The sequence below is a fragment of the Microbacterium sp. lyk4-40-TSB-66 genome (assembly GCF_030209475.1).
Taxonomy (GTDB): domain Bacteria; phylum Actinomycetota; class Actinomycetes; order Actinomycetales; family Microbacteriaceae; genus Microbacterium.
Window position 1 is genome coordinate 1 of record NZ_JARVRW010000013.1, and the last position, 22,092, is coordinate 22,092.

The following is a 22,092-nucleotide window of genomic DNA, read 5'->3' on the forward strand; positions in this document are numbered from 1 at the left end:
GGCGACGGAGCCACCGTCGGAGTCGGCGACGGCGACGGAGCCACCGTCGGAGTCGGCGAAGGCGTCGGCGTCGGCGACGGGGTCGGGGACGTGCCCGACACGACGTCGACAGTGGTGCTCGACGAGAGGGCGCCCTGCGTGACCGTGATGGTGCGGGTGCCGGTGCCCGAGAACGTCACCGACCGCCCGGCGACCGTGTCGGTGCTGCGAGATGAGGTGAGCGTGGCCTCGGTTGTATCGGTGACGTTGCCGTAGGCGTCCTTTCCGGTGACGGAGAAGTCGACGGTCGAGCCGTCCGTGATCGGTGTCGCGGTTCCCGGGGCCGGTGCGACCGCGAGCTCGACCGGTGCCGCCGGGACGACGGTCACGGTGAAATTGACGAAGAGCGGCGGCCCCTCGGTCGTGTTGGCCGAGATCAAGCACGGCCCCGCGACCGTGAACACGTTGTCGGGGCCGACTGTGCATTCGAGGGGCAGGTACTCGATCGCGGGCTGCGGATCGACCTTCTGGCCGTCGGTCGTCTGCACCGATACGGGGTAGACGAACGGCTCGCCGGCGGTCGCGGTGAGGTCGGAGGGGTTGGACGACGCGACCAGCACGGTCGTCTTGACGGCGTACAGGTCGATCGTGCCGTTACCCGCGATGGAGGATGTCGCGGTGATCGTCTGTCCTGTGCCGTCGGGGCTGGTGTTCCACGTCGAGCCGGCGGGTGGTGTGGGGAGGACGCGCGCGCCTTGGGCGAACGAGCGGGCGAAGACACGGACGCTGGGATCCCCCGTCGAGAAGCGCACCAGCCTGTTCAACCCGGCGACGATCTCGGCCGGCGGGTTGAGCGTGATCGCCCCCTGGTTCGCGATCGTTCCGGTGGCGTCGAAGGTCGCACCGACGGTCGGGTCGGCGGTCGTCCCTTCGATGCGCCCCGCGAAGCTCAGCCCGGCGGTTCCCGTGCCGATGGATACCTGGCCCGCGGGCAGACGCAGTGTTCCCTCGACCTGTAGCGATCCGAATGCTCCGATCGTCCCCCCTCCGGAGCGACCGCCTCCGATGACCGTTCCGCGGGGATTTGTGGCCGTCAGGGTTCCTCCCTGGCCTACGGTGATCGCAGCCCCCGCCGCGCCCACGCTGCCACTGGAGTCGCCCCCGCCGACGGCAGTCGATCGGTTCCCGTCCACGGTGGCGGTGAGCGTCCCCGACGAGACGACGACGGTCCCACCGGCACCGCCGGTGGTACCCGCACCCCCGCCCACGGCTGCGGCGTTCGCTCCACTCGGCAGCGACGCGTTGACGGTGCCCCCCGCGACGACGAGGGTCCCGCCGCTGTTGGTGGCTGCGGCGGCGTCACCACCGATGGCCGCGGTGACGGCGCTGCCGCGGGCCGTCACCGTGCCGCCGGTGACGGTGAGCGTCGCACCGTTCGTCCGGATACCCGCGAACTCGTTGATGGGCGAGCCCTTCGCGGTCAACGTGCCCCCGCTGCCATCGATCGGACCGGCAATCGTGAGATTGCGTCCCGAACCGATGGTGATCCCCGAGACCGTGAGGTCATAGCTGCCTAGGGAGATCGTCGTGTCGCACGGCACCGCGAGACGCCCCCCGTTGAGGATGTCGGCCCCGAGCGTGATCGCGTTGGGCGCCGTGGCGCAGTCTGCGAGCGCGGTCTCGAGGGCGTTGATCGTCGTCACGGTTGTCTCCGCGGCGTTGGCGGGGGTCGCGACGAGAGCGGTGACCGCCAGCGTCAGCGCGGTCCCCCCGCTCAACAGACGACGGACGGCCGGGGTTGTGCGGGGCATGCTGGTCCTTTGCTGACGGTGCGCCCTCGCCCGGATGGGGCGCGCGCGATCACCAGCTTCCGCGCCGCGTCGCCTCACGGACAAGAGCCGCAAGCGGACACGTCCGCTAGAGGGCATCTCGGCCGGCGTCGGTGGTGGCGAGCACGCAGGGGATCAGCGCCGACCGCGCCCCAGCTCCCACAGGGCGACCGCGCTCGCCGCGGCGACGTTGAGGGAGTCGACTCCCCCGGCCATCGGGATCGTCACGATCGTGTCGGCGGCGGCGAGCGCGCTGCGGCTCAGCCCGTCGCCCTCGGCACCCAGCAGCAGCGCGACGCGCTCGTGTCCGGCGGCCGAGAAGGCGTCGAGGCTGACCGCGTCGTCGGAGAGGGCGAGAGCGGCGAGGTGCAGGCCCGCGTCGACCAGCTGCGGCTTCGCCTCCGACCATTCGGGGAGTCGTGTCCACGGCACCTGGAACACGGTGCCCATGCTGACGCGGACGCTCCGGCGGTAGAGCGGGTCGGCGCAGCGCGGCGTGACGAGCACGGCGTCCGCGCCGAGGGCGGCCGCCGACCGGAACGCGGCGCCGATGTTGGTGTGGTCGACGATGTCTTCGAGGACCACGACGAGACGCGCTCCCGCGACGACGTCGGCGACGGGTGCGAGGGCCGGACGATGCATGGATGCCAGCAGCCCCCGGTGCACGGCGTACCCGGTGACCTGCTCGGCGACCTCGGCCCGGACGACGTACACGTCGGCATCCTCCCCGACGAGGGCGACGGCATCGGCGAGGAACTTCTCCTGCACGAGGACCGAGCGGGGGCGGTGGCCGGCGCGGAGTGCGCGATCGAGCACCTTCGACGACTCCGCGATGTAGAGGCCGCCCGCCGGTTCCGTCACGCGGCGCAACGACACGTCGGTGAGGTCGCGGTAATCGGCGAGACGCGGGTCGTCGGCGGAGTCGAGCGGGATGACGGGCATCGTCCCATCGTGCCAGCAGAGCGCCGGAGGCCGGATCCGCGCGCGTGCGCATCGCCGGCGTGCGAGCCGGTGTCGGCGCCCCGCCTTAGACTCGGTGCGACGGAGGTGTGCATGACCGACACGACGAAGGATGCCGGGTTCTCTGCATCCATCGATCGGGCTGTCGAGGTGCTCGCCGGACGGCGCATCGCGGTGCTGACCGGCGCGGGCGTGTCGACGGATTCGGGCATTCCCGACTACCGCGGCAAGGGCGCGCCGACCCGTACGCCGATGACCGCGCAGCAGTTCCTCGCCAGCGCCGACGCGCGCCGCCGCTATTGGGTGGGCAGCCACCTGGGGTGGAAGGTGTTCGCCGCGGCCGAGCCGAACGACGGGCACCGCGCCCTCGCCGATCTCGAGACCGCGGGGGTGGCGAACGGCGTCGTCACGCAGAACGTCGACGGTCTGCACGTGCGGGCCGGCAGCGGGCGGGTCGTCGAGCTCCACGGCACCATGCGCCGCGTGGGCTGCCTGCAGTGCGGGCAGGTGTTCGACCGTCGCGACCTCGCCGAGCGGGTCGAGGCCGACAACCCGTGGATCAGCCTCCCCGAGAACGTCGAGCTGGGCCCCGACGGTGACGTGACCCCCACATCGGCCGACGGCTTCGTCGTGCCCGTGTGCTCGGTGTGCGGGGGCACCCTGAAGCCCGACGTGGTGTTCTTCGGCGAGTACATCCCGGTCGAGAAGTTCCGCGAGGCCGAGCAGCTGGTGCACACCAGTGACGCGCTCGTGGTGGCGGGGTCATCGCTCGTGGTGAACTCCGGCATCCGGCTGGTGGAGCGCGCCCGGCGCAAGCGCCTGCCGGTCGTGATCGTGAACCGAGGTGAGACCCGAGCCGATCAGCGGGCGAGCGTGAAGATCGACGGCGGAACGTCGATCGCGCTGCGTGCGCTCGCGGAACGACTGCCCGGACTGCTCTGAGAGCCCTCGGCGGCACGTCCGTCGCGATGCGTGCGTTCGCGGAACGGCTGCCCGGACTGGTCTGAGAGCCCTCGGCGGCACGTCCATCGCGCTGCGTGCGTTCGCGGAACGACTGCCCGGACTGCTCTGAGAGCCCTCAGCGGCACGACCGTCGCGCTGCGTGCGTTCGCGGAACGACTGCTGGAACCGCCCTGAGCTTGCGCGTGCAGAACGACCGCCGGATTGCTCCGAGCGCTCCCCGCGGGACGACCGACCGGAACCTCTCCCGGTGTGCGAGTTCCGTGGAGCGTGACGAGCGGAGGACTCTGGGTGAGCGGAGGACCGCATGCCACCTCCGCATCCTCCGTTCCCCGCATCTCCTCCGCTCCTCCCCAGGGCCGTGAGCCCGTGGAGGCGCTTCGCCGGCCGGACCGACGGATGCCGCGCTCGGTTAGGCTCGAACCGTGACGATCCTGACCCTTGTGCGACACGGTGAGACCGACTGGAACTCCGGGGGCCGCATCCAGGGCTCGACCGACATCCCCCTGAACGAAACGGGCCGGGGCCAGGCGCGCGAACTCGCCGAGCGGCTCGCGACCGAGTACGCGGGGCGCGAGGTGTTCATCGTCTCCAGCGATCTCTCGCGCGCGGCCGAGACCGCCGATGTGATCGCCGCGGCCCTGGGCACGACGGTCAGCCGACGGATGCCGGGACTGCAGGAGCGTTCGTACGGCGACGCCGAGGGTCTCGACGTCGCCACCTTCTACGCGACGTACGGTCCGTGGCACGCGGCCGACGTGCCGAACGCCGAGACCTGGCCCGTGGTGCGGGAGCGCGCGCTCCTCGCCCTCGCCGAGGTGGTCGTCGACGCCCCCGAGGGAGTCGATGTCATCGCGGTCGCGCACGGCGCGCTGATCCGCGAGGTCATCATGTTCGCCACCGACGGGGCGTTCCCGCGAGAGGGTGAGCGGTTGCCCAACTGCTCGGCCACCACGTTCCGTCTCGACGGCGACGTCTGGGAGATGCTGGCGTACGCCGGCGTCGCGAGCTGACGTCGGGACCCACCGCCCCGCCTGCTCCCTGAGCCCGTCCGGGGGATCGCGCCCCCGCGATGCCGGACCGTCGACGTGCTCAGCGTGCGCGCGCTACTCCCCCGCGCGCTGCAGCAGCGACCGGGCGTGGCGCAGGATGGGCTCATCGATCATGCGTCCCTGGTAGCGGAACGCTCCGCCGTCGGCCTCCGCCAGCACGCCCCGCGCCCAGGCGATCTCCGCGGGCGGCGGCACGTACGCGTCGCGGATCGTCGCGACCTGCCCCGGGTGGATGCACGCGGTGGCGGCGAACCCCGAGGCGGCGGCATCCCGAGCCTCCGACGCGAGTCCTTCGAGATCGGCGATGTCGACGTGCACCGCGTCGATCGCGCGTTTGCCGAAGGCCCCGGCGGCCAGCAGGACGCGGGCGCGGGCGAGACGGGCCACGTCTCGGTAGGTGCCGTCGGCGAACCGGCTCGAGGTGCCGCCGATGCTGGCCACGAGGTCTTCGGCGCCCCACATGAGCGCCACGACCTGCGGCAGTGCCGCGAGCTGCTCGGCGGCGACGACCCCGCGCGCGGTCTCGCACAGGGCGATCACGTCGTAGTCGGCGAGAGGGGCGAGGGATGCCGGGTCCTCGGCCTTGGCGACCATGACCGTGCGCACGCGGGTCTGCGAGAGGGCGGCGAGGTCGTGGGCGAACTCAGGCGTCTCGGGTCCGTTCACCCGCACGACGACCCGCTCCGGGTCGGGGTCGGCCGCGATCATCGCCTCACGGGCGACGGTCTTGGCGTGCGGCGCGACGGCGTCCTCGAGGTCGAGGATCGCGGCATCCGCTCTCTCCAACGCTTTCGCCAGTCGCTCGGGTCGGTCGCCCGGGACGAACAGCAACGCGGGGCCGAGGGTGAAGCCGCGTAAACCGGGGGGTGCCTCGCTCACTCCGCAGCGTCCTTCGCCCACACCAGCACGGTGCGGGTGGCCGTGACGACCATCTCGTCGTTCTGCGAGCAGCCCGTGTGGGCGAGCACGACCACCCCCTGCCCCGGACGGGAGGCCGACGGTCGCACCGAGACCACCTCGCTCTCGGCCGTGAGGGTGTCGCCGACGAACAGCGGCGCAGGGAAGCTCACGTCGGTCAGGCCCAGTTGGGCGACGAGCGTTCCCTGCGTCAGCTGCGCGACGGAGAGGCCGATGAGGGTGGACAGCGTCCACATCGAGTTCACGAGCGGCCGACCGAAGGGCTGGGTCGCCGAGAAGGCGGCATCCAGATGAAGCGCCTGCGTGTTCATCGTGAGGGTGGTGAACAGCACGTTGTCGGCGTCGGTGACGGTGCGCCCGGGCCGGTGCGCGTACCTCTCACCGACGACGAACTCCTCGAGGAAAAGGCCGCGCTGCTCGATCATGCGGCAACGGTACCGGTGAGTCCCAGCGCGCGCGAGATCACCATCAGCTGCACCTCGGTCGTCCCCTCGCCGATCTCGAGGATCTTCGAGTCGCGGTAGTGACGCGCCACGGGGTACTCGTTGATGAACCCGTTCCCACCGAACACCTGCGTCGCATCGCGCGCGTTCGCCATGGCGGCGTCGCTCGCCGTCATCTTCGCCACCGCGGCATCCACCGAAAACGGCTTCCCTGCGTCGCACAGACGCGCGGCGTGCACCCAGGCCAGGCGGGCGGTGTGCACGCGGGCGTGCATGCGCGCGAGCAGGAACTGCATGCTCTGACGCGTCGACAGCCGCTCGCCGAACACGACGCGGCTGCGGGCGTAGTCGACGGCCGCCTCGAGGCAGCCCTCGGCGGCGCCCGTGGCGAGGGCGGCGATGGCCACGCGGCCCTCGTCGAGCGTGCGGAGGAAGTTCTTGAACCCGTGACCGCGCTCGCCGAGCAGATTCGACGCGGGGACGCGCACACCGTCGAAGGTCAGCGGGTGGGTGTCGCTGGCGTTCCAGCCGACCTTGTCGTAGGCGGGCCCAACGGTGAACCCGGGTGTGCCGTTGGGGACGATGATCGTGGAGATCTCGGGGCGGCCCGCGTCGGTGCGCCCGGTCACGGCGGTGACAGTCACGAAGCGGGTGATGGCGGTGCCCGAGTTGGTGATGAATTGCTTCGTCCCGTCGATCACCCACTCGTCGCCGTCGAGCCGCGCCGTGGTGCGCGTGGCACCGGCGTCGCTGCCGGCCTCGGCTTCGGTGAGGCCGAATCCGGCGAGCGCGCGACCGGCCACCAGGTCGGGCAGGTACTCGGCTTTCTGCGCCTCGGTGCCGTAACGGTAGATCGGCATGGCGCCGAGGCCCACTCCTGCTTCGAGGGTGATCGCGAGCGATTGGTCGACGCGGGCGACGCCCTCGATGGCGACGCAGAGGCTGGCGTAGTCGCCGCCCTGACCCCCGACCTCTTCGGGGAAGGGCAGCCCGAAGAGGCCGAGCTCGCCCATCTGGGCGACGATGTCGAGCGGGAGTTCGTGAGCGCGGTCGGCCTCGTACGAACGGGGCGCGATCACCTCGTCGGCGAACTCGCGCACCATCGCGCTGAGTTCGCGCTCGTCGTCGGTGAAGGCCTGCTGGGTGTCGATGCTCACGGGAGGGTCTCCTTGTGGGAAGGGATGGGGGCGGATGCCGGGGTGGCGGCGGAATTGCGCGGTTCGGGGTGGACGGAGGGCGAGGCGGGTGAGCCTGTCGAAGCCTCCGGCGCGGGAGCGCTGCGGATACCGGACCCTTCGACAGGCTCAGGGACCTCTGCCGCGCCGGGGGCACGAGCAGCTCTAGCGGGTGAGCCCGTCGAAGCCTCCGGCGCGGGAGCGCTGCGGATCCCGGACCCTTCGACAGGCTCAGGGACCTCCGCCGCGCCGGGGGCACGAGCAGCTCTGGCGGGTGAGCCTGCCGAAGCCTCCGCCGTGGGAGCGCTGCGGATCCCGTACGCCTCGACAGGCTCAGGGACCTCTGCCGCGTTCGACGCGGGCTCCGGGATCTCCGGCTTGACCGTCGCCACCACCGCGTCTCGGGCGACCTGCGCGCCGGCCGCCGTGCGCAGCCGCACGGTGCCCGCATGGGGTGCCATGACCGTGTGCTCCATCTTCATGGCCTCGATGGTCACGAGCCGGGTTCCCGCCGAGACGGCGTCGCCGTCGGCGACGTGCACCGCGACGACCGTGCCGGGGAGAGGGGCGATGAGGTCGGGATCCACGGCCCCGGGCGCTCGTTGCGCGGTGACGCGGCGACGGGCGGCGGCATCCCTCCGCGAGACCACCCGCAGCCGATGCGCTCCGCCGTCGGCGTGCACCCAGTATTCGAGCGGTCCGCCCGTCACGAGCGCGTCGACCGGGGCCGGAACGACGGTGTGCACGCGCCCGGCGTCGTCCTCGAGCGACACCGTGCGAGGGGCCACCGCTCCCCCGGCACGCCAGGCGCCGACGCGGCCCCAGACGGAGTCGACCGCCGGGTTCCCGGCATCCGCCACCGTCGTCGCCACCGCGGCGAGCGCATCCTCCGTCGGCTGCGGCACCTCGGGCGTTCCCCTTCGGCCGAGGAGCCCCGTGTCGAGGTCTCCCGCGCGCACGGCGGGGTCGGCGAGCAGTGCCCGCAGGTCGGCGATGTTCGTGTCGACGCCGAGCACCACCGTCTCGGCGAGCGCGGCGTCGAGCCGGGCCAGCGCGGTCGCCCGGTCGGGGCCGTGCGCGATGACCTTGGCGATCATCGGGTCGTAGTGGGCGCTGACGACGCTGCCGGTCTCGACGGCGCTGTCGACGCGGGCGGACCCGGGATGCCACAGGGTGACGGTCCCGGTCGCGGGGAGGTACCCGCGGGACGGCGTCTCGGCGTACACCCGCGCTTCGACCGCGTGGCCGTCGAGACGGATTGCGGGCAGGTCGAGCGCGAACCCGGCGGCCACCCGCAGCTGCTGCTCCACGAGGTCGATGCCGGTCACGAGTTCGGTGACGGGGTGCTCGACCTGCAGGCGCGTGTTCATCTCGATGAAGAAGGGTTCGTGGAGCCGGTCGCCGGCGACGAGGAACTCCACGGTCCCCGCGCCGAGATAGCCGACGCTGCGGGCGGCGGCGACCGCCGCGTCGCCGAGGGCATCGCGGAGCGTCGGATCCACCACCGGAGAGGGGGCCTCCTCGATCACCTTCTGGTGCCGGCGCTGCAGGGTGCACTCGCGCTCGCCGAGCGAGAGGGTCGTTCCGTGTGCATCGGCGAGCACCTGCACCTCGATGTGGCGCGGGCGCTCCAGCAACCGTTCGAGCAGCAGCGTGTCGTCGCCGAAGGCGGCCGTGGCCACGCGGCGGGCGGTGGCGAGCGCGTCGGCGAGGTCGTCGGGGCCGGTGGCCACCGTCATCCCCTTCCCGCCGCCGCCCGCGGAGGGCTTCACGAGCAGGGGGAAGCCCGCCCGTTCGGCCTCTTCGGCGATCTGCGCGTCGGAGAGCCCGTCGGCCGAGAACCCCGGCACGGTCGGCACGTCGTGGTCGGCGACGTGTCGTTTCGCGCGGATCTTGTCGCCCATGACCTCGAGCGCCTCGACCCCGGGACCGACGAAGACCACCCCGGCGTCGGCGCACGCGCGGGCGAAGCGGGCGTTCTCGCTGAGGAAGCCGTAGCCCGGGTGAACGGCCTCCGCGCCGGCGGACACCGCGGCGGCGACCACGGCGTCTACGTCGAGGTACGACGCCACGCGCACGGCGCCGTCGGCGTCGCGCACGTGCGGGGCCTCGGCATCCACGTCGGTGTACACCGCGACCGAGCGGATGCCGAGCCGTCGCAGCGTGCGGAACACCCGACGTGCGATCTCGCCGCGGTTGGCGACGAGGACGCGGGTGAACATGCGGGGCGCGTCGACGCCCGTCGAGGAAGTGGTCACCGCGATCACATCCGGAAGAGGCCGAAGCCCCGGTCGGCCATCGGCACCCGGCTCACGACGTCGAGCGCGAGCCCGAGCATCGTGCGGGTGTCGACGGGGTCGATGACGCCGTCGTCCCAGAGGCGAGCGGTCGCGTAGTACGGGTCGCCCTGTTCCTCGTAGCGTTCGCGGATCGGTCCCTCGAACGCGCGTTGCGCGGCATCCGTCCACTCCTCCCCCCGCGCGGTGCGCTGGTCGCGCTGCACGGTGGACAGCACGGATGCCGCCTGCGCGCCGCCCATGACCGAGATGCGGCTCGCAGGCCAGGTCCACAGGAACCGGGGGTCGTAGGCGCGGCCGCACATGGCGTAGTTGCCGGCGCCGTACGAGCCCCCGACGAGGACGGTGAGTTTGGGGACGCGGGTGGTGGCGACGGCGGTGACCATCTTGGCGCCGTCCTTCGCGATGCCGCCGGCCTCGGCATCGCGTCCGACCATGAAGCCGGTGATGTTCTGCAGGAACAGCAGCGGGATGCCGCGCTGGTCGGCGAGCTCGATGAAGTGGGCGGCCTTGAGGGCCGATTCGCTGAAGAGGACACCGTCGTTGGCGATCACCCCCACGGGGTGACCGTGCAGGCGGGCGAAGGTCGTGATGACGGACGCGCCGTACAGCGCCTTGAACTCGTGCAGGGAGTCGGCGTCGACGAGGGTGTCGATGACAGCCCGCATGTCGACGGGCCGGGTGACGTCGACGGGGACGATGTCGTAGAGCTCCTCGGGGTCGCGGGAGGGGTCCTGCGGCGCGACGACCTCCCATACCGGTGCGGGGGTCGGCGGCAGGGTGGCGATGATGTCGCGCACGATCTCGAGCGCGTGCTCGTCGTCGTCGGCGAGGTGGTCGACGACGCCGGAACGGCGAGCGTGCAGGTCACCGCCACCGAGTTGCTCGGCGGTGACGTCTTCGCCGATCGCGGCCTTCACGAGGGGCGGTCCACCCAGGAACACCGTCCCCTGGCCCCGCACGATCACGCTCTCGTCGCTCATCGCGGGGACGTAGGCGCCGCCCGCGGTGCACGAGCCCATGACCGCCGCGATCTGCGGCACACCCGCGGCAGACAGCTGCGCCTGGTTGCGGAAGATGCGGCCGAAGTGGTCGCGGTCGGGGAAGACCTCGTCCTGCAGGGGGAGGAACGCCCCGCCCGAGTCGACCAGGTAGATGCAGGGCAGGCGGTTCTCGAGGGCGATCTCCTGCGCGCGCAGGTGCTTCTTCACCGTGAGGGGGAAGTACGCCCCGCCCTTCACCGTCGCGTCGTTGGCGACGACCATGACGTGCCGCCCGTGCACCAGCCCGATGCCGGCGACGACCCCCGCGGCCGGAGCGCCGCCGTCGTAGAGGCCGTGGGCGGCGAGCGGGGCGACCTCGAGGAACGCGCTGCCCTCGTCGAGCAGTCGATCGATGCGGTCGCGGGCGAGGAGTTTGCCCCGTGCGGTGTGGCGCTCCCGGGCGGCGTCCGAGCCTCCGCGAGCAGTGCGGGCGAGCGTGTCGCGCAGGGTCTCGGCGAGGCTCCGCTGCGTCGGCCGTGGGCCGTCGGCGCGCAGAGGGATGCCGGGGGCGTCCGCGGCCTGGGGTGTTCCGATGACCGGTGCTGTGCTCATGGCGGCTCCGTCTCGACGCCGCGTCGTCGACGGCACCGTCATTCCAAGGGGGTCGTTCCCCGCGGATATTTCAGTTAATGTTGGCTAACTGAGATCCCAGGCTAACGCGACAGGATGCCGATGACAAGACCGCACGACGAACCCCCCGGGGCGTCTCCCGGCGTCTCGACGGAGCAGTCCGGACCCACCGCGCGCGATCGCGCCAAGGCCGAACGCCGCGCGGCACTGCTCGCCGCCGCGGCCCGCCTGTTCGCCGAGCGCGGGTACGACGGCGTGACCCTCGGCGACATCGGCGAGGCCGCCGGAGTGAGCGGCCCGGCCGTGTACAGACACGTCGCGGGCAAGCAGGCGCTCCTGGGTGCGATCCTCGTCGACGTCAGCGAGCGACTGCTGCACGGCGGCCGAGGGGTCGCCTCGGCGGGCGCACCCACGCGCGACCGTCGAGCGGATCCCGGCCCGGGCGCCCCGCATCTCCCGGACGCCGACCCGCGTCCAGCCGCCGCCGCGGGTACGACGGCGGCTCCCTCGCGTGGCACACTCACCGACCGGCACGACGCCGACACGCACCGCGGCGCCCTGCATCCGGCATCCGCTCCTCTGCCCGCCCTCGTCGACTTCCACGTCGCCTTCGCGCTCGCCGAGGCCGATGTCATCCGGGCGCAGGATCGCGACCTCGACCGGCTCTCCCCCGCCGATCGTCGCACCGTGCGCGATCTGCAGAACGCCTACATCGACGTCTGGACGGACGCCCTGGCACGAGCGTTCCCGGATGCCGAGACCCCCGCTGAACGACGCGTGCGGGCGCTGGCGGGCTTCGGGCTCATGAACTCCACGCCGTACAGCGTCCGCGGCATCCCCTCATCGCGCGTGCGTCCCGTCCTGGCGCGCATGGCGCTCGCCGCGCTGACCGCCTGAGCGGTTGCGAGGACCGCACCGGCGGGCGCGTCCGGTGGCGGGCGTCGCCGCGAGTGTCCACGAAACCCGGACGCGTCGGGCGGTCCGTCCGGGTGTTCCGGACACTCGGAGCGAGAGCGAACGCGGTCGTGGCGGGCACGGGGCTCCGAACACGATCCGGGAGGCACGAGAAGGTGCCGAGGGCGACCACTCCCCCGGCACCCGGTCTCTCGTACCTCTGCGCGACGCTTCTCAGCGCAGCAGCATCGCCCGCCCCGGTTCGCGCAGCACGCCTGCCACGTCGGTGAGGAACCGTGCCGCCTCCGCCCCATCGACCAGCCGATGGTCGAACGAGAGGCTGAGGGTGACGACGTCGCGGAGCGCGATCTCGCCGTGGTGCTCCCACGGGGTGCGGCGCACGGCGCCGACGGCGAGGATCCCGGCTTCGCCCGGATTGAGGATGGGCGTTCCGGCATCCACTCCGAAGACCCCGACGTTGGTGATCGAGAACGTGCCGCCGGTCATCGCGGCCGGCGCGGTACGACCCGCGCGCGCGGTGGCGGCGAGGTCGGCGATCGCATCGGCCAGGTCGACCAGCGGGAGTCGCTCGGCATCCGGGATCACCGGAACCACCAGGCCCCGGTCGGTCGCGGCGGCGATGCCGAGGTTGACGTAGTGGTGCAGGGCGATCTCGCCGGCGGGTTCGTCCCATTTCGCGTTCAGCGAGGGCGTGCGCCCGAGCGCCAGGCACACCGCCTTCGCGACGATCGCGAGCACGCCGATCCGGTGCCCGTCGAGCGCCCGGTCGTGCTTCAGGGATGCCAGCAGCTCGGTCGTCGCGGTCACGTCGACCGTGAGGAAGGTCGTCGCGTGCGGCGCGGTGAAAGCGCTGTTCACCATCGCCGCGGCCGTGTGCTTGCGCACGCCCCGGATGGGGACGCGCGTCACGCGAGACGCGGCGGGGGAAGCGGCCGGGGGGACCGTCGACGCGGAGGCGGAACCGGAGAAGTGGCCCGGCAGAACTCCCGGGGGGATCGTCGACGCGGATGCGGAACCGGAGAAGTGTTGCGGCAGAGCTCCCGGGAGGACCGTTGCGCGGGCTGCCGTTGCGCCGGCTGCCGTCCCCGCCGTGGCGAGCCGCTCGGCGAACTCGTCGACGTGCGCGCGGGTCACCGCCTCGCCCGGGTGGGAAGCTGCGACGAGTTGCAGGTCGATGCCGTGATCCTTCGCGTACTTGCGCACCGGCGGCGTGGAGCGCGGACGCTCGACCGGCAGGTCGATCGGACCCGTGCGCAGCACGTCGTGGGGGGCTGCCTCGCGCACCGCGTGGTCGGCGTCGATCGTGGCGGTCCCGGCGCCCCGTGCCCGCCGTCGCGGACGACTCCCCGATGCGGGGGCCGCGCCGTACCCGACGAGGTTGGGGGTCGCGCGGGCGGCGATGTCGTCGGCGGGGGTCACCACCGGCTCGGCGGTGACGGCCTCGACCGCCCGTCCTTCGCCTGCGGCGGAGACGCGCTGCGTCGTCGGCATCTCGGCGGCGGGCGCCGGGGTCTCGGCATCCTCTCCCTCGACCGCGAACGACACCAACGGCGACCCGACCGCGACGACGTCTCCGGCCGCCGCGTGCAGACCCTGCACGGTGCCCGCGTAGGGCGAGGGGATCTCGACGATCGCCTTGGCCGTCTCGACCTCGGCGATCGTCTGGTTGAGGGTGACCGTGTCGCCCTCTTCGACGTGCCACTCGACGATCTCGGCCTCGGGAAGCCCCTCACCGAGATCGGGAAGCAGGAATTCCGCGATCATCGGACACCTCCTCCGCTCATCGCGACGCCCGAGTCGCCGGCACTGCATTCCGCGATCACGACAGCACCTCCGAACCGGCGGCCCGATCGAGCACCCTGTCCACGGCGTGCAGGATGCGGTCGAGGTCGGGCACATGGTGCTTCTCGAGCTTGGACGGCGGGTACGGGATGTCGTGTCCGGTCACGCGCTGGGGCGGGGCCTCGAGGTACTCGAAGCACTGCTCGGTGACGCTCGCGACGATCTCGGCGCCGAGTCCCGCCTCACGGGCGGCCTCGTGGGTGACGACGACGCGACCGGTCTTGCGGACGGATGCCGCGACGGTGTTCATGTCGATCGGCGAGAGCGAGCGCAGGTCGATGACCTCGAGCGAGAGCCCCTCGTCCTCGGCGGCGAGCGCGGCGTCCAGGGCCGTCCGCACCTGTGCCCCGTAGGTGACGATGGTGGCGTCCGTGCCCTCGCGGGCGACGCGGGCGAGATGCATCGGCGGAGCGTCGGCCAGATCGGCGTCGAGGTCGACCTCGCCCTTGGAGTGGTAGAGGCGCTTGGGCTCGAAGAAGATCACGGGATCGTCGGATGCCACGGCCTGCCGCAGCATCACGTAGGCGTCCTGGGGGTTGCTGGCCGCGACGACGCGCAGTCCCGCCGTGTGCACGAAGTACGCCTCGGGCGACTCCGAGTGGTGCTCGGCGGCGCCGACGCCCCCGGCCCACGGAATGCGGATGACGAGCGGCATCCGGATGCGTCCGTTGCTGCGGTAGTGCAGTTTGGCGACCTGACACACGATCTGATCGAAAGCGGGGTAGACGAAGCCGTCGAACTGGATCTCGACGACGGGACGATACCCGCGCAGGGCGAGCCCGACGGCGGTGCCGACGATGCCGGACTCGGCGAGCGGGGTGTCGACCACGCGCTGTGCACCGAAACGCTGCTGCAGCCCGTCGGTGACCCGGAACACCCCGCCGAGTTTTCCGATGTCCTCCCCCATGAGCAGGACCTTGTCGTCGCCCTCGAGGGCCCGGGCGAGGCCGGCGTTGACCGCGGCGCCCAGGGTCAGCGCGGTCACTTCTCGAACCCCGCGAGGTACTCGACGTACTCCGCTTTCTGCCGCTCGACGCCGGCGTGCGGCTCGGCGTACACGTGGTCGAACATGGTCGCGGGCTCGCGGGTGGTCGCACCGATGCACGCGGCACGCACCTCGGCGGCCAGCGTGTCGGCGGCGCGGGCGACCTCGTCGAGGCCGGAGTCGTCGAGCACGCCCTCGGCGCGCAGATACGCCTCGAGGCGGGCGATGGGATCGCGGCGCGTCCACTCCTCCACCTCGTCGGCGTCGCGGTAACGGGTGGGGTCGTCGCTGGTGGTGTGCGGACCCATGCGGTAGGTCACGGCCTCGATGAACGAGGGCCCCTCCCCGCGGCGCGCACGATCGAGCGCCCAGCGCATCGCGGCGACGCAGGCGAGGGCGTCGTTGCCGTCGACGCGCATGCTCGGGATGCCGAACCCCGGCGCCCGGCCCGCGATGGGGTACTTGGCCTGCACGGTGACCGGTTCGCTGATCGCCCACTGGTTGTTCGAGCAGACGAAGACCACCGGGGCGCGGAACGACGAGGCGAAGACCATCGCCTCGTTGACGTCACCCTGGCTGGTGGCGCCGTCGCCGTAGTAGGCCACGGCGACGTCGGTGGAGCCGTCGCGCTGCGCGCCCATGGCCCACCCGGTGGCGTGCAGCGACTGCGCGCCGATGATGATCTGGGGCGGGGCGGCGTTGATCGTGGTGTGGTCGTAGGCGGAGTGCTCCTCGCCTCGCCAGGCGAGCACGTAGTCGGCGGGCTTCGCGCCGCGACCGAGCAGGACGCCGTGCTCGCGGTAGCTGGGGAACACGAAGTCGCCGGGGGCGAGGGCATGGGCCGTGCCCACCTGGGTCGCCTCCTGGCCGCGGCACGGGGCCCAGAGAGCGAGCTGACCCTGACGCTGCAGGGCGACGCCCTCGGCGTCCAGACGGCGGGTGAGGACCATGTCGCGGTGGAGGGCGCGCAGCTCGTGCGGTGATAGGTCGCTGATCCACGGGTCGAGCGTGGCGTCCGCGACGCGGGTGCCGTCGGGCTCGAGCACGCGGGCGACGTCGTCGACGTCGGGTCCCGCCTCGTCGGAGCGTCTTCCGGTCGAAGAGCCTCGCGTCTGGGTGTACGTCATCGTCATCCCTCCAGGTGCGGCCGGGGCTCCTCGTGAGAGCCGCGGCGGTCCGGGTGCCGGCAGCAGTGCCGACAGGCGCGACGGTACGCGCGGAATGCAGCCCGCTCAAGACCTCGCCGACATATTGAGCACAGTGCCCATTGCACTCGGCCTCGACACTGCTAATGTTTCGCAGCATGAGCAAGCTCGACGCGGTCGACCTCGACCTCCTCCGCGCCCTGTCCGCCGATCCGCGCGCCACCGTCGTCGCGCTCGCCGAGAAGCTCGGACTCTCGCGCAACACCGTCCAGGCCCGTATGAGCCGCCTCGAACGCGGGGGCGTGTTCCTCTCCTACGAGCGCACGCTGTCGGCCGAGGCGCTGGGGTTTCCGATCGAGGCGTTCCTGCAGGTGACGGTGCGCCAGGCGGAGTTGCCGGTCATCCGCGACCACCTCGCGAAGGTGCCCGAGGTGCTGCAGGCGCACGGCCTGAGCGGACAGGTCGACCTGCTGGTGCGGGTCGCCTGCCGCGACACGCAGCACCTGTTCGACACCGACGCGCGCATCCTCGCGATCGAGGGCGTCGAACGCACCGAGACGTCGCTGGTCATGGGCGAGGTGATCGGCTACCGCGTCGGTCCGCTGATGGAGCTCGCCCGAGACGACGTCTAGCGAAGGGTCGGGCTCACGGTCACGCGGGGTCGCAGGTGCCGGTGTGAAACCGGCTCGCTGCCGCGCGCGTGTCCCGCTCGGAGCCGATCTCCGTGACGTGAACCGAATACCGGTGCTGCCTTCTCGGCACCGCTTTGGCGGGTGGTTCCGCCGAGGAGTTCCGCTGACTTGCGCCAGACGCACGCGCGGGCGCGACGCGAGCGGACGTACGACGCAAGTCACGCGCCCACCCGCCCCCACCTCACCCCCTAGGGCGCCGGCACGACCGGGATACTCGCGGTCTCGGTCTTCTGCTCCGCCGGGCTGCCGGCATCCATCTTCACCAGCACCACGCCGACGAGGATCAGCGCTCCACCGACGAACTGGATCGGCGCGGGCGTCTCACCCAGCAGCAGCCAAGCGAACCCCAGGGCGAAGAGCACCTCGCTGAGGCCGACGAACGAGGCCAACCGCGACCCGATCAGCGGCACGGCGATCACGCCGAGCGCGTACCCGAGGGTCGTCGCCACCGCGCCCACCCACAGCAGGGGCAGGATGCCGGGAACCTCGAGGCCCGCGAGCGCGACCGTGATCGAGGGGGCGGCGAAGGGCAGCACGCCCGTCGCCACGAGCACGCCCATGACGAGCGTGCCCGTGATCAGGCCGCCGGCTGCGAGGGCGAGGGGCGGGAGGTCGTCTCCCGCGCGGCCCGCGATGACGAAGTACGCCGCCGCGCACACCGCTGCGCAGAGCGCGAAGAGCGTGCCGAGCAGGTCGAAGCGGGCACCGCTGATGTCGACGACGAGCACCAGGCCCGCCATCGCGACGACCGACCCGACGATCACCGACGTCGACGGCGAACGTCGCGTGCGCACCCACACCGCGATGACGAGGAGCACGGGCGCGATGTACTGGATGAGCAGGGCCACGGCGACCGGCATGCGCTGCATGGCGGCGAAGTAGAACAGCTGGCATCCGGCGACCGCGGTGAGGCCGAACGCGGCGATCAGCAGGCCGTGACGGCGGAGGAACCCGCGCTGTCGGCGGACGGCGAGGATGAGCGCAGGCGAGAGCAGCAGAGCCGCGACCCCCATGCGCACGAGCAGCACCGCCCCGAGCGACCAGCCGCCGTCGAGCAGCGGCTTGACGAACGGCCCGCTGGACGAGAACGCCAGCGCCGAGGACACGGCGATGAGAAGCCCGGTCACGGCACCGGAGCCGTGGCGGGTGGGACGCGGGAGCGTGAGGGATGACGTCGTCATGCGGGGCCTGCTGTCAGGAGTCAAGAGCGTTTACACTCGTGACAGTACGACCTCCCCATGTCAGGAGTCAACATGGTCTTCATCCGTGACACCGAATTGGTGCTGCGCGCGACGGTCGAGCTCGTCAACACGCTGCCCCGCACGGACACGAGCGGGGCCGACACGCTCGTGTCGATGGCCGATCTCGACGATTTCGCAGAGCGCCACACGTACACCGGTTCACGCGCGCGCGACGATCGCGAGCTCGCCGCGGTGCGCGGCATCCGCTCGCGAATCTACGAGCTGTGGACGGTGGATCGCGACGATGCGGTGCCGTTGGTCAACGCGATGCTGCGCGACGGGCGCGCGCTCCCGCAACTCGTGCGCCACGACGAGTTCGACTGGCACATCCACGCGTCCGAGGAGTCCGACCACCTCGCCCAGCGCATGCTCGTGGAGACGGCCATGGCGTTCGTCGACGTCATCCGCGCCGACGAGTACGCCCGCGTGCGCATCTGCGACGCCGACGACTGCGGCGGCGTCTACATCGACTTCTCGAAGAACGGCTCGAAACGGTACTGCGACGCCGGAAACTGCGGCAACCGCATGAACGTCAACGCCTACCGCAAGCGCAAGGCCGAGACGCCGGCCTGACCCCCGGCTCTACTTCACGAACTCCCGGATGGCGGATGCCGCCGCCGCGGGCGTCTCGTAGTGGATCAGGTGGCCGACGTCGGGGATCTCCACCAACCGCGCGTCGGGGAACAGCGTCGCCAGATGCCGTTCGGCCTCGATCGGCGTGATGTCGTCCTTCTGCGCGGCGATGAGGAGCGTCGGCTGCGTGATCCGCGGCGCGAACTCCCGCACATCGTGCGACACGCTCGTCACGAACGCCTCGTGCAGCACGTCGCGGTCGGCGAAACGCGAGAAGTACTCGTCGTGCTGCTCGTGCACGAACCGCCGCAGCGCGGGGTCGCGTGTCTTGGCCATGGCGTTGCTCATGACGCGCACGATGAGGCCGTTGCGCAGCAGCGCCTCGCCCACCGGTCGCGGAAGCTTCGCCCCGGCGAGGTAATAGAACACGGCCAGGCGCGTCAGGATGCCGCGCGGCCCCTCCAGCGCGGGCGCGCCGATCGGATTCACCAGAATGAGCTTCGGCGTCGAGAGCCCGCCGGCCACCGCCGCCGCCGACACGATCGAACCGAACGAGTGGCCGAGCACGATGGCATCCGGACTCACCGCCTCGACGAACGCGCGCAGCCACTGCGCGTACGCATCGAGATCGTGCGCACGCCCTTCGAGGGGCGCCGTCTCGCCGAAACCCGGCAGGTCGGGTGAGACGACCCGGATGCCGCGCAGGTGCGCCACCACCGGATCGAGCCCGTGATGCTCGCCCCGGAAGCCGTGCACGGCGACGATGGTCGTGTCTGCGTCGTCGTCGCCGTAGACCCAGTACGCCGTCGTCCCCCCGAGAACCTCGACCTCGCGTCGTTCGACGGGGATCGCGGCGAGGAGGTCGGCATAGGGGTTCGGCATGGGTCGAGTGTACGAGGGGCCTCCGACATCCGCCTGAGGCGGCGGACTGCGCCAAGGTGACGTCGGCGGCTCCCGCGCTCCCCCCTCGCTGCACTCGCCGTCGAGCCCTGGCATCGACGCACCCGCCCCGTCAGCCGCGCCGGCCCTCCCCCGTTCCTGTCCCCACCTCCCCCTTCCCGTGCCTCCTCTCCGCCGACCCGGCATCCACCCCCCTTCCCGTGCCTCCTCCCCGGCCGACCCGGCATCCACCCCTCCACCCCTCCTCCCCTGCTCCCCGCCGACCCGGCATCCACCCCTCCGTCTGCGCGCCTCGACGGCGATGTCGGAGCCCCGTTCTACGGTGACGCCATGACCATGTGGCAGGCCGAGCCGCTCCCCCTCTTCCAAACCCCTGAATGGGCGCGCCTCATCGGCGTCTTCGATCTCGAGACGACCGGTATCGACGTCGAGAACGACCGCATCGTGTCCGCGCACGTGGGCGTGCTGGATGCCGACGGCAACGTGGTCGACGCCCGCGACTGGCTGGCCGACCCGGGCGTCGAGATCCCCGCGGGGGCCGCCGCCATCCACGGCATCTCGACCGAGCGGGCCCGCGCCGACGGGGCTCCCGCGCCGCGCGTGGTGGCCGAGGTCGTCGAGGCGCTCGATGCCCTGTTCGCCGCCGGCATCCCGGTCGTGGCCTACAACGCCCCGTTCGACTTCTCGATGCTCAAAAACGAGGCGGTGCGCCACGGTATCGCTCCCATCCATGCGCCCTCCCCCGTCATCGACCCGCTCGTGGTCGACAAGACCTACGACCGATACCGGCGCGGCAAGCGCACGCTGTCGGTCGTCGCCGAGCACTACGCGGTCCCGCTCGATTCCGCGCACGAGGCCTGCGCCGACGCGGTCGCCGCCGGTCGCCTCGCATTGGCGCTGGCCGAGAAGTTCGGTCCCTGGATGCCCCCTACGCTCGACGAACTGCACACCCGTCAGATCGCGTGGGCACGGGCTCAGGCCGCGAGCCTCACGGAGTACTTCGTCAAGGTCGGACGCCTGGATGCCACGGCTCCCCCGCTCGACGGGGCGTGGCCGATCCGCTGAGTGAGGATGCGGGCACAAGGAACCGGAGTGATCGCGCTGCATCCTGGTTCTGACGCGTGACCGACTGGAGGGGACCTGCGGCCCGATTCACCAGGTGAATCAGGGCCCGCACACGGGACCCCACCCGACCCGGACCGCGGGTCACGGCCCTGAACGGCTCGATGTCGGAGGTCCCGGATAGCGTTTCGACATGGACACCCGTGCACCCCTCACCGACCGGCCCCGGCCGGTCATGCGGGCATGCGACGGCGTCCCGTGGCCGAGCGACGACGACCTCGAGGCCGAGGCCGAGTGGGCGAAGTGGTTGCAGGAGCACCTAGGTCTTCCTCCGATGACGGGGGCCGCGGCGGCCGCCGACGCCGCGCTCTCACCGCGTCGTTCCTCCGCCGATCCGGCCGCCGCGAACGCCACGGTGCGAGAGGGCGCACCCGAGTGGGCGCCGATCGATGGAGATAGGGCCGCGAGGTCCGACCTCGACGCTCGACTCGGTCACCTCGAGCTGACCGTCGCCGCCCGCCATCGCGCGGCCGCAGAAGAAGGTCGCGCCATTGCGGCGCTGCTGCGTGACGCCGCGGCCGATCCGACCCCGTGGGTGGGGCCGGATCCGACGCTCGACCTGGAGTGGAACGACGCGCGGTGGCGCACGATCGCCGCCGTCCGGCGTGACCGCGCCGATCTGGCGGAGCGAGCCGCCGTCGCCGAGATCGCCGTCCGCCTTCGCCTCTCCGAGCAGACGGTCCGCGCGCGAGCCGCGAACGTCGAGGTTCTGCAAGAGCGGTGCCCGACGCTGTGGCAGCAGTTCACGATCGGCCGCACCTCCGACCGGCACGCGGCCGACGCTGCTCGCCTGGCCGCCTCGTTGCCCCACGACGATCCCTCGTCATGGGCTGCCTTCGATGCGGGCGCGGCTCGGCTGGCGTCGACGCTCGTGCCCACGAAATTCGCCGTCGCGGCACGAGCGCTCCGTGAGCGCGTGCACGCCGAGTCGCTCGACGCCCGGCATCGACGCGCCGCGCGTGATCGCGGTGTGTGGATGACCCCTGAACTCGACGGAATGGCCTCGCTGAGCGCGCTCCTGCCCGCAGAGCGTGCGCGCAGCATCATGTCGCGACTCGATCGCGCCGCCCGCCACCTGCACGCCGCCCCCGACGAGGAGCGAACGCTGGCCCAGCTCCGCGCTGACGTCCTGGCCGACCTCGTCACCTCGCCACCCGTCGAGCCGAGTGACGCCGCGGGGCCGCCCGCGCACGCACCTGAGGCTACCGACGATGCCGCCGAGGCTGCTTCCCCGCACCGGTCCGCACGGTCCCGCCGCGACGGCGTTTCGTCGACGGCCGACGAACCCGACGCCACCGCCGCCCCGTGCCCGTACCGGCAGCCGCAGCCGCACCGGCAGCGGCGAGATCCACACGACAGCCGGCCGCCGACGGCCGGCGCATCCGGCAGTGCAGCCGGCCCGCAATGACAGCCGTCGCCCCACAAGCGACGCCATCCGCCGGCCCCACCCA

Annotated in this window: 19 protein-coding genes; 7 read left to right on the forward strand and 12 right to left on the reverse strand. The window is 72.0% G+C overall.

The annotated features are described in order from the left end of the window. Both QRO03_RS14895 and QRO03_RS14900 read right to left on the reverse strand, forming a co-directional pair. Positions 1–1,790: autotransporter outer membrane beta-barrel domain-containing protein (locus QRO03_RS14895; RefSeq protein ID WP_502883058.1), on the reverse strand; the 1,790-nt coding region annotated here is incomplete at its 3' end. A gap of 153 nt (positions 1,791–1,943) precedes the next feature. After that, complete coding sequence (locus QRO03_RS14900) at positions 1,944–2,750, reverse strand: TrmH family RNA methyltransferase (protein ID WP_285138278.1); 807 nt, start codon at positions 2,748–2,750, stop codon at positions 1,944–1,946. Between the two features lie 111 nt (positions 2,751–2,861). On the opposite strand from QRO03_RS14900, the gene QRO03_RS14905 reads away from it, so the two are divergent. Next, on the forward strand, positions 2,862–3,710 hold the full coding sequence (locus tag QRO03_RS14905) for a Sir2 family NAD-dependent protein deacetylase (RefSeq protein WP_285138279.1): 849 nt from the start codon (positions 2,862–2,864) through the stop codon (positions 3,708–3,710). A 443-nt stretch (positions 3,711–4,153) separates the two neighbouring features. Beyond that, positions 4,154–4,741 carry a histidine phosphatase family protein gene (locus QRO03_RS14910; RefSeq protein ID WP_285138280.1) on the forward strand — a complete coding sequence of 196 codons (588 nt, stop codon included), beginning with the start codon at positions 4,154–4,156 and terminating at the stop codon, positions 4,739–4,741. A 93-nt stretch (positions 4,742–4,834) separates the two neighbouring features. On the opposite strand, the gene QRO03_RS14915 is transcribed toward QRO03_RS14910, so the two are convergent. The 5 genes from QRO03_RS14915 to QRO03_RS14935 are packed head-to-tail and all read right to left on the reverse strand — an operon-like array spanning position 4,835 to position 11,208. Beyond that, complete coding sequence (locus tag QRO03_RS14915; protein WP_285138281.1) at positions 4,835–5,659, reverse strand: HpcH/HpaI aldolase/citrate lyase family protein; 825 nt, start codon at positions 5,657–5,659, stop codon at positions 4,835–4,837. Then, the gene (locus tag QRO03_RS14920; RefSeq protein WP_285138282.1) at positions 5,656–6,123 is read right to left on the reverse strand and encodes a MaoC family dehydratase; all 468 of its coding nucleotides are present in this window, start codon (positions 6,121–6,123) and stop codon (positions 5,656–5,658) included. Before QRO03_RS14920 ends, QRO03_RS14915 begins: the two co-directional genes overlap by 4 nt. Beyond that, positions 6,120–7,298: an acyl-CoA dehydrogenase family protein gene (locus QRO03_RS14925; protein WP_285138283.1), complete on the reverse strand. Its 1,179-nt coding sequence runs from the start codon at positions 7,296–7,298 to the stop codon at positions 6,120–6,122. Before QRO03_RS14925 ends, QRO03_RS14920 begins: the two co-directional genes overlap by 4 nt. Continuing rightward, the gene (locus tag QRO03_RS14930; protein ID WP_502883061.1) at positions 7,295–9,538 is read right to left on the reverse strand and encodes an acetyl/propionyl/methylcrotonyl-CoA carboxylase subunit alpha; all 2,244 of its coding nucleotides are present in this window, start codon (positions 9,536–9,538) and stop codon (positions 7,295–7,297) included. The genes QRO03_RS14925 and QRO03_RS14930 overlap by 4 nt, the downstream gene beginning before the upstream one ends. Positions 9,539–9,579: 41 nt before the next feature. After that, positions 9,580–11,208 carry a carboxyl transferase domain-containing protein gene (locus QRO03_RS14935; protein WP_285138284.1) on the reverse strand — a complete coding sequence of 543 codons (1,629 nt, stop codon included), beginning with the start codon at positions 11,206–11,208 and terminating at the stop codon, positions 9,580–9,582. A 120-nt stretch (positions 11,209–11,328) separates the two neighbouring features. Here QRO03_RS14935 and QRO03_RS14940 point away from each other — a divergent pair, with 120 nt between their 5' ends. Further along, positions 11,329–12,123, forward strand: coding sequence for a TetR/AcrR family transcriptional regulator (locus QRO03_RS14940; protein WP_285138285.1), 795 nt, complete (start codon positions 11,329–11,331; stop codon positions 12,121–12,123). 231 nt (positions 12,124–12,354) lie between these two features. On the opposite strand, the gene QRO03_RS14945 is transcribed toward QRO03_RS14940, so the two are convergent. The 3 genes from QRO03_RS14945 to pdhA are packed head-to-tail and all read right to left on the reverse strand — an operon-like array spanning position 12,355 to position 16,101. Next, entirely contained in the window at positions 12,355–13,905 is a 1,551-nt protein-coding gene (locus tag QRO03_RS14945) for a dihydrolipoamide acetyltransferase family protein (protein WP_285138286.1), read from the reverse strand. Between the two features lie 55 nt (positions 13,906–13,960). Further along, entirely contained in the window at positions 13,961–14,968 is a 1,008-nt protein-coding gene (locus tag QRO03_RS14950; RefSeq protein WP_285138287.1) for an alpha-ketoacid dehydrogenase subunit beta, read from the reverse strand. Beyond that, positions 14,965–16,101, reverse strand: a complete 1,137-nt coding sequence (gene pdhA / locus QRO03_RS14955) for a pyruvate dehydrogenase (acetyl-transferring) E1 component subunit alpha (protein WP_502883059.1) — start codon at positions 16,099–16,101, stop codon at positions 14,965–14,967. The genes QRO03_RS14950 and pdhA overlap by 4 nt, the downstream gene beginning before the upstream one ends. A 170-nt stretch (positions 16,102–16,271) precedes the next feature. On the opposite strand from pdhA, the gene QRO03_RS14960 reads away from it, so the two are divergent. Further along, positions 16,272–16,745, forward strand: coding sequence for an Lrp/AsnC family transcriptional regulator (locus QRO03_RS14960; protein WP_285138289.1), 474 nt, complete (start codon positions 16,272–16,274; stop codon positions 16,743–16,745). A 248-nt stretch (positions 16,746–16,993) separates the two neighbouring features. Here the strand turns inward: QRO03_RS14960 and QRO03_RS14965 are convergent, their stop codons facing one another. Further along, positions 16,994–17,986, reverse strand: a complete 993-nt coding sequence (locus QRO03_RS14965) for an EamA family transporter (RefSeq protein WP_285138290.1) — start codon at positions 17,984–17,986, stop codon at positions 16,994–16,996. A gap of 72 nt (positions 17,987–18,058) precedes the next feature. Between QRO03_RS14965 and QRO03_RS14970 the strand changes: the two genes are divergently transcribed. Beyond that, the gene (locus QRO03_RS14970) at positions 18,059–18,619 is read left to right on the forward strand and encodes a CGNR zinc finger domain-containing protein (RefSeq protein ID WP_285138343.1); all 561 of its coding nucleotides are present in this window, start codon (positions 18,059–18,061) and stop codon (positions 18,617–18,619) included. A 9-nt stretch (positions 18,620–18,628) separates the two neighbouring features. Here QRO03_RS14970 and QRO03_RS14975 read toward each other — a convergent pair whose 3' ends face one another. Next, complete coding sequence (locus tag QRO03_RS14975) at positions 18,629–19,501, reverse strand: alpha/beta fold hydrolase (RefSeq protein ID WP_285138291.1); 873 nt, start codon at positions 19,499–19,501, stop codon at positions 18,629–18,631. 348 nt (positions 19,502–19,849) lie between these two features. Here QRO03_RS14975 and QRO03_RS14980 point away from each other — a divergent pair, with 348 nt between their 5' ends. Both QRO03_RS14980 and QRO03_RS14985 read left to right on the forward strand, forming a co-directional pair. Then, positions 19,850–20,584, forward strand: coding sequence for an exonuclease domain-containing protein (locus QRO03_RS14980; protein ID WP_285138292.1), 735 nt, complete (start codon positions 19,850–19,852; stop codon positions 20,582–20,584). A gap of 190 nt (positions 20,585–20,774) precedes the next feature. Further along, positions 20,775–22,049, forward strand: a complete 1,275-nt coding sequence (locus QRO03_RS14985; protein WP_285138293.1) for a DUF222 domain-containing protein — start codon at positions 20,775–20,777, stop codon at positions 22,047–22,049. Positions 22,050–22,092 lie beyond the last annotated feature (43 nt).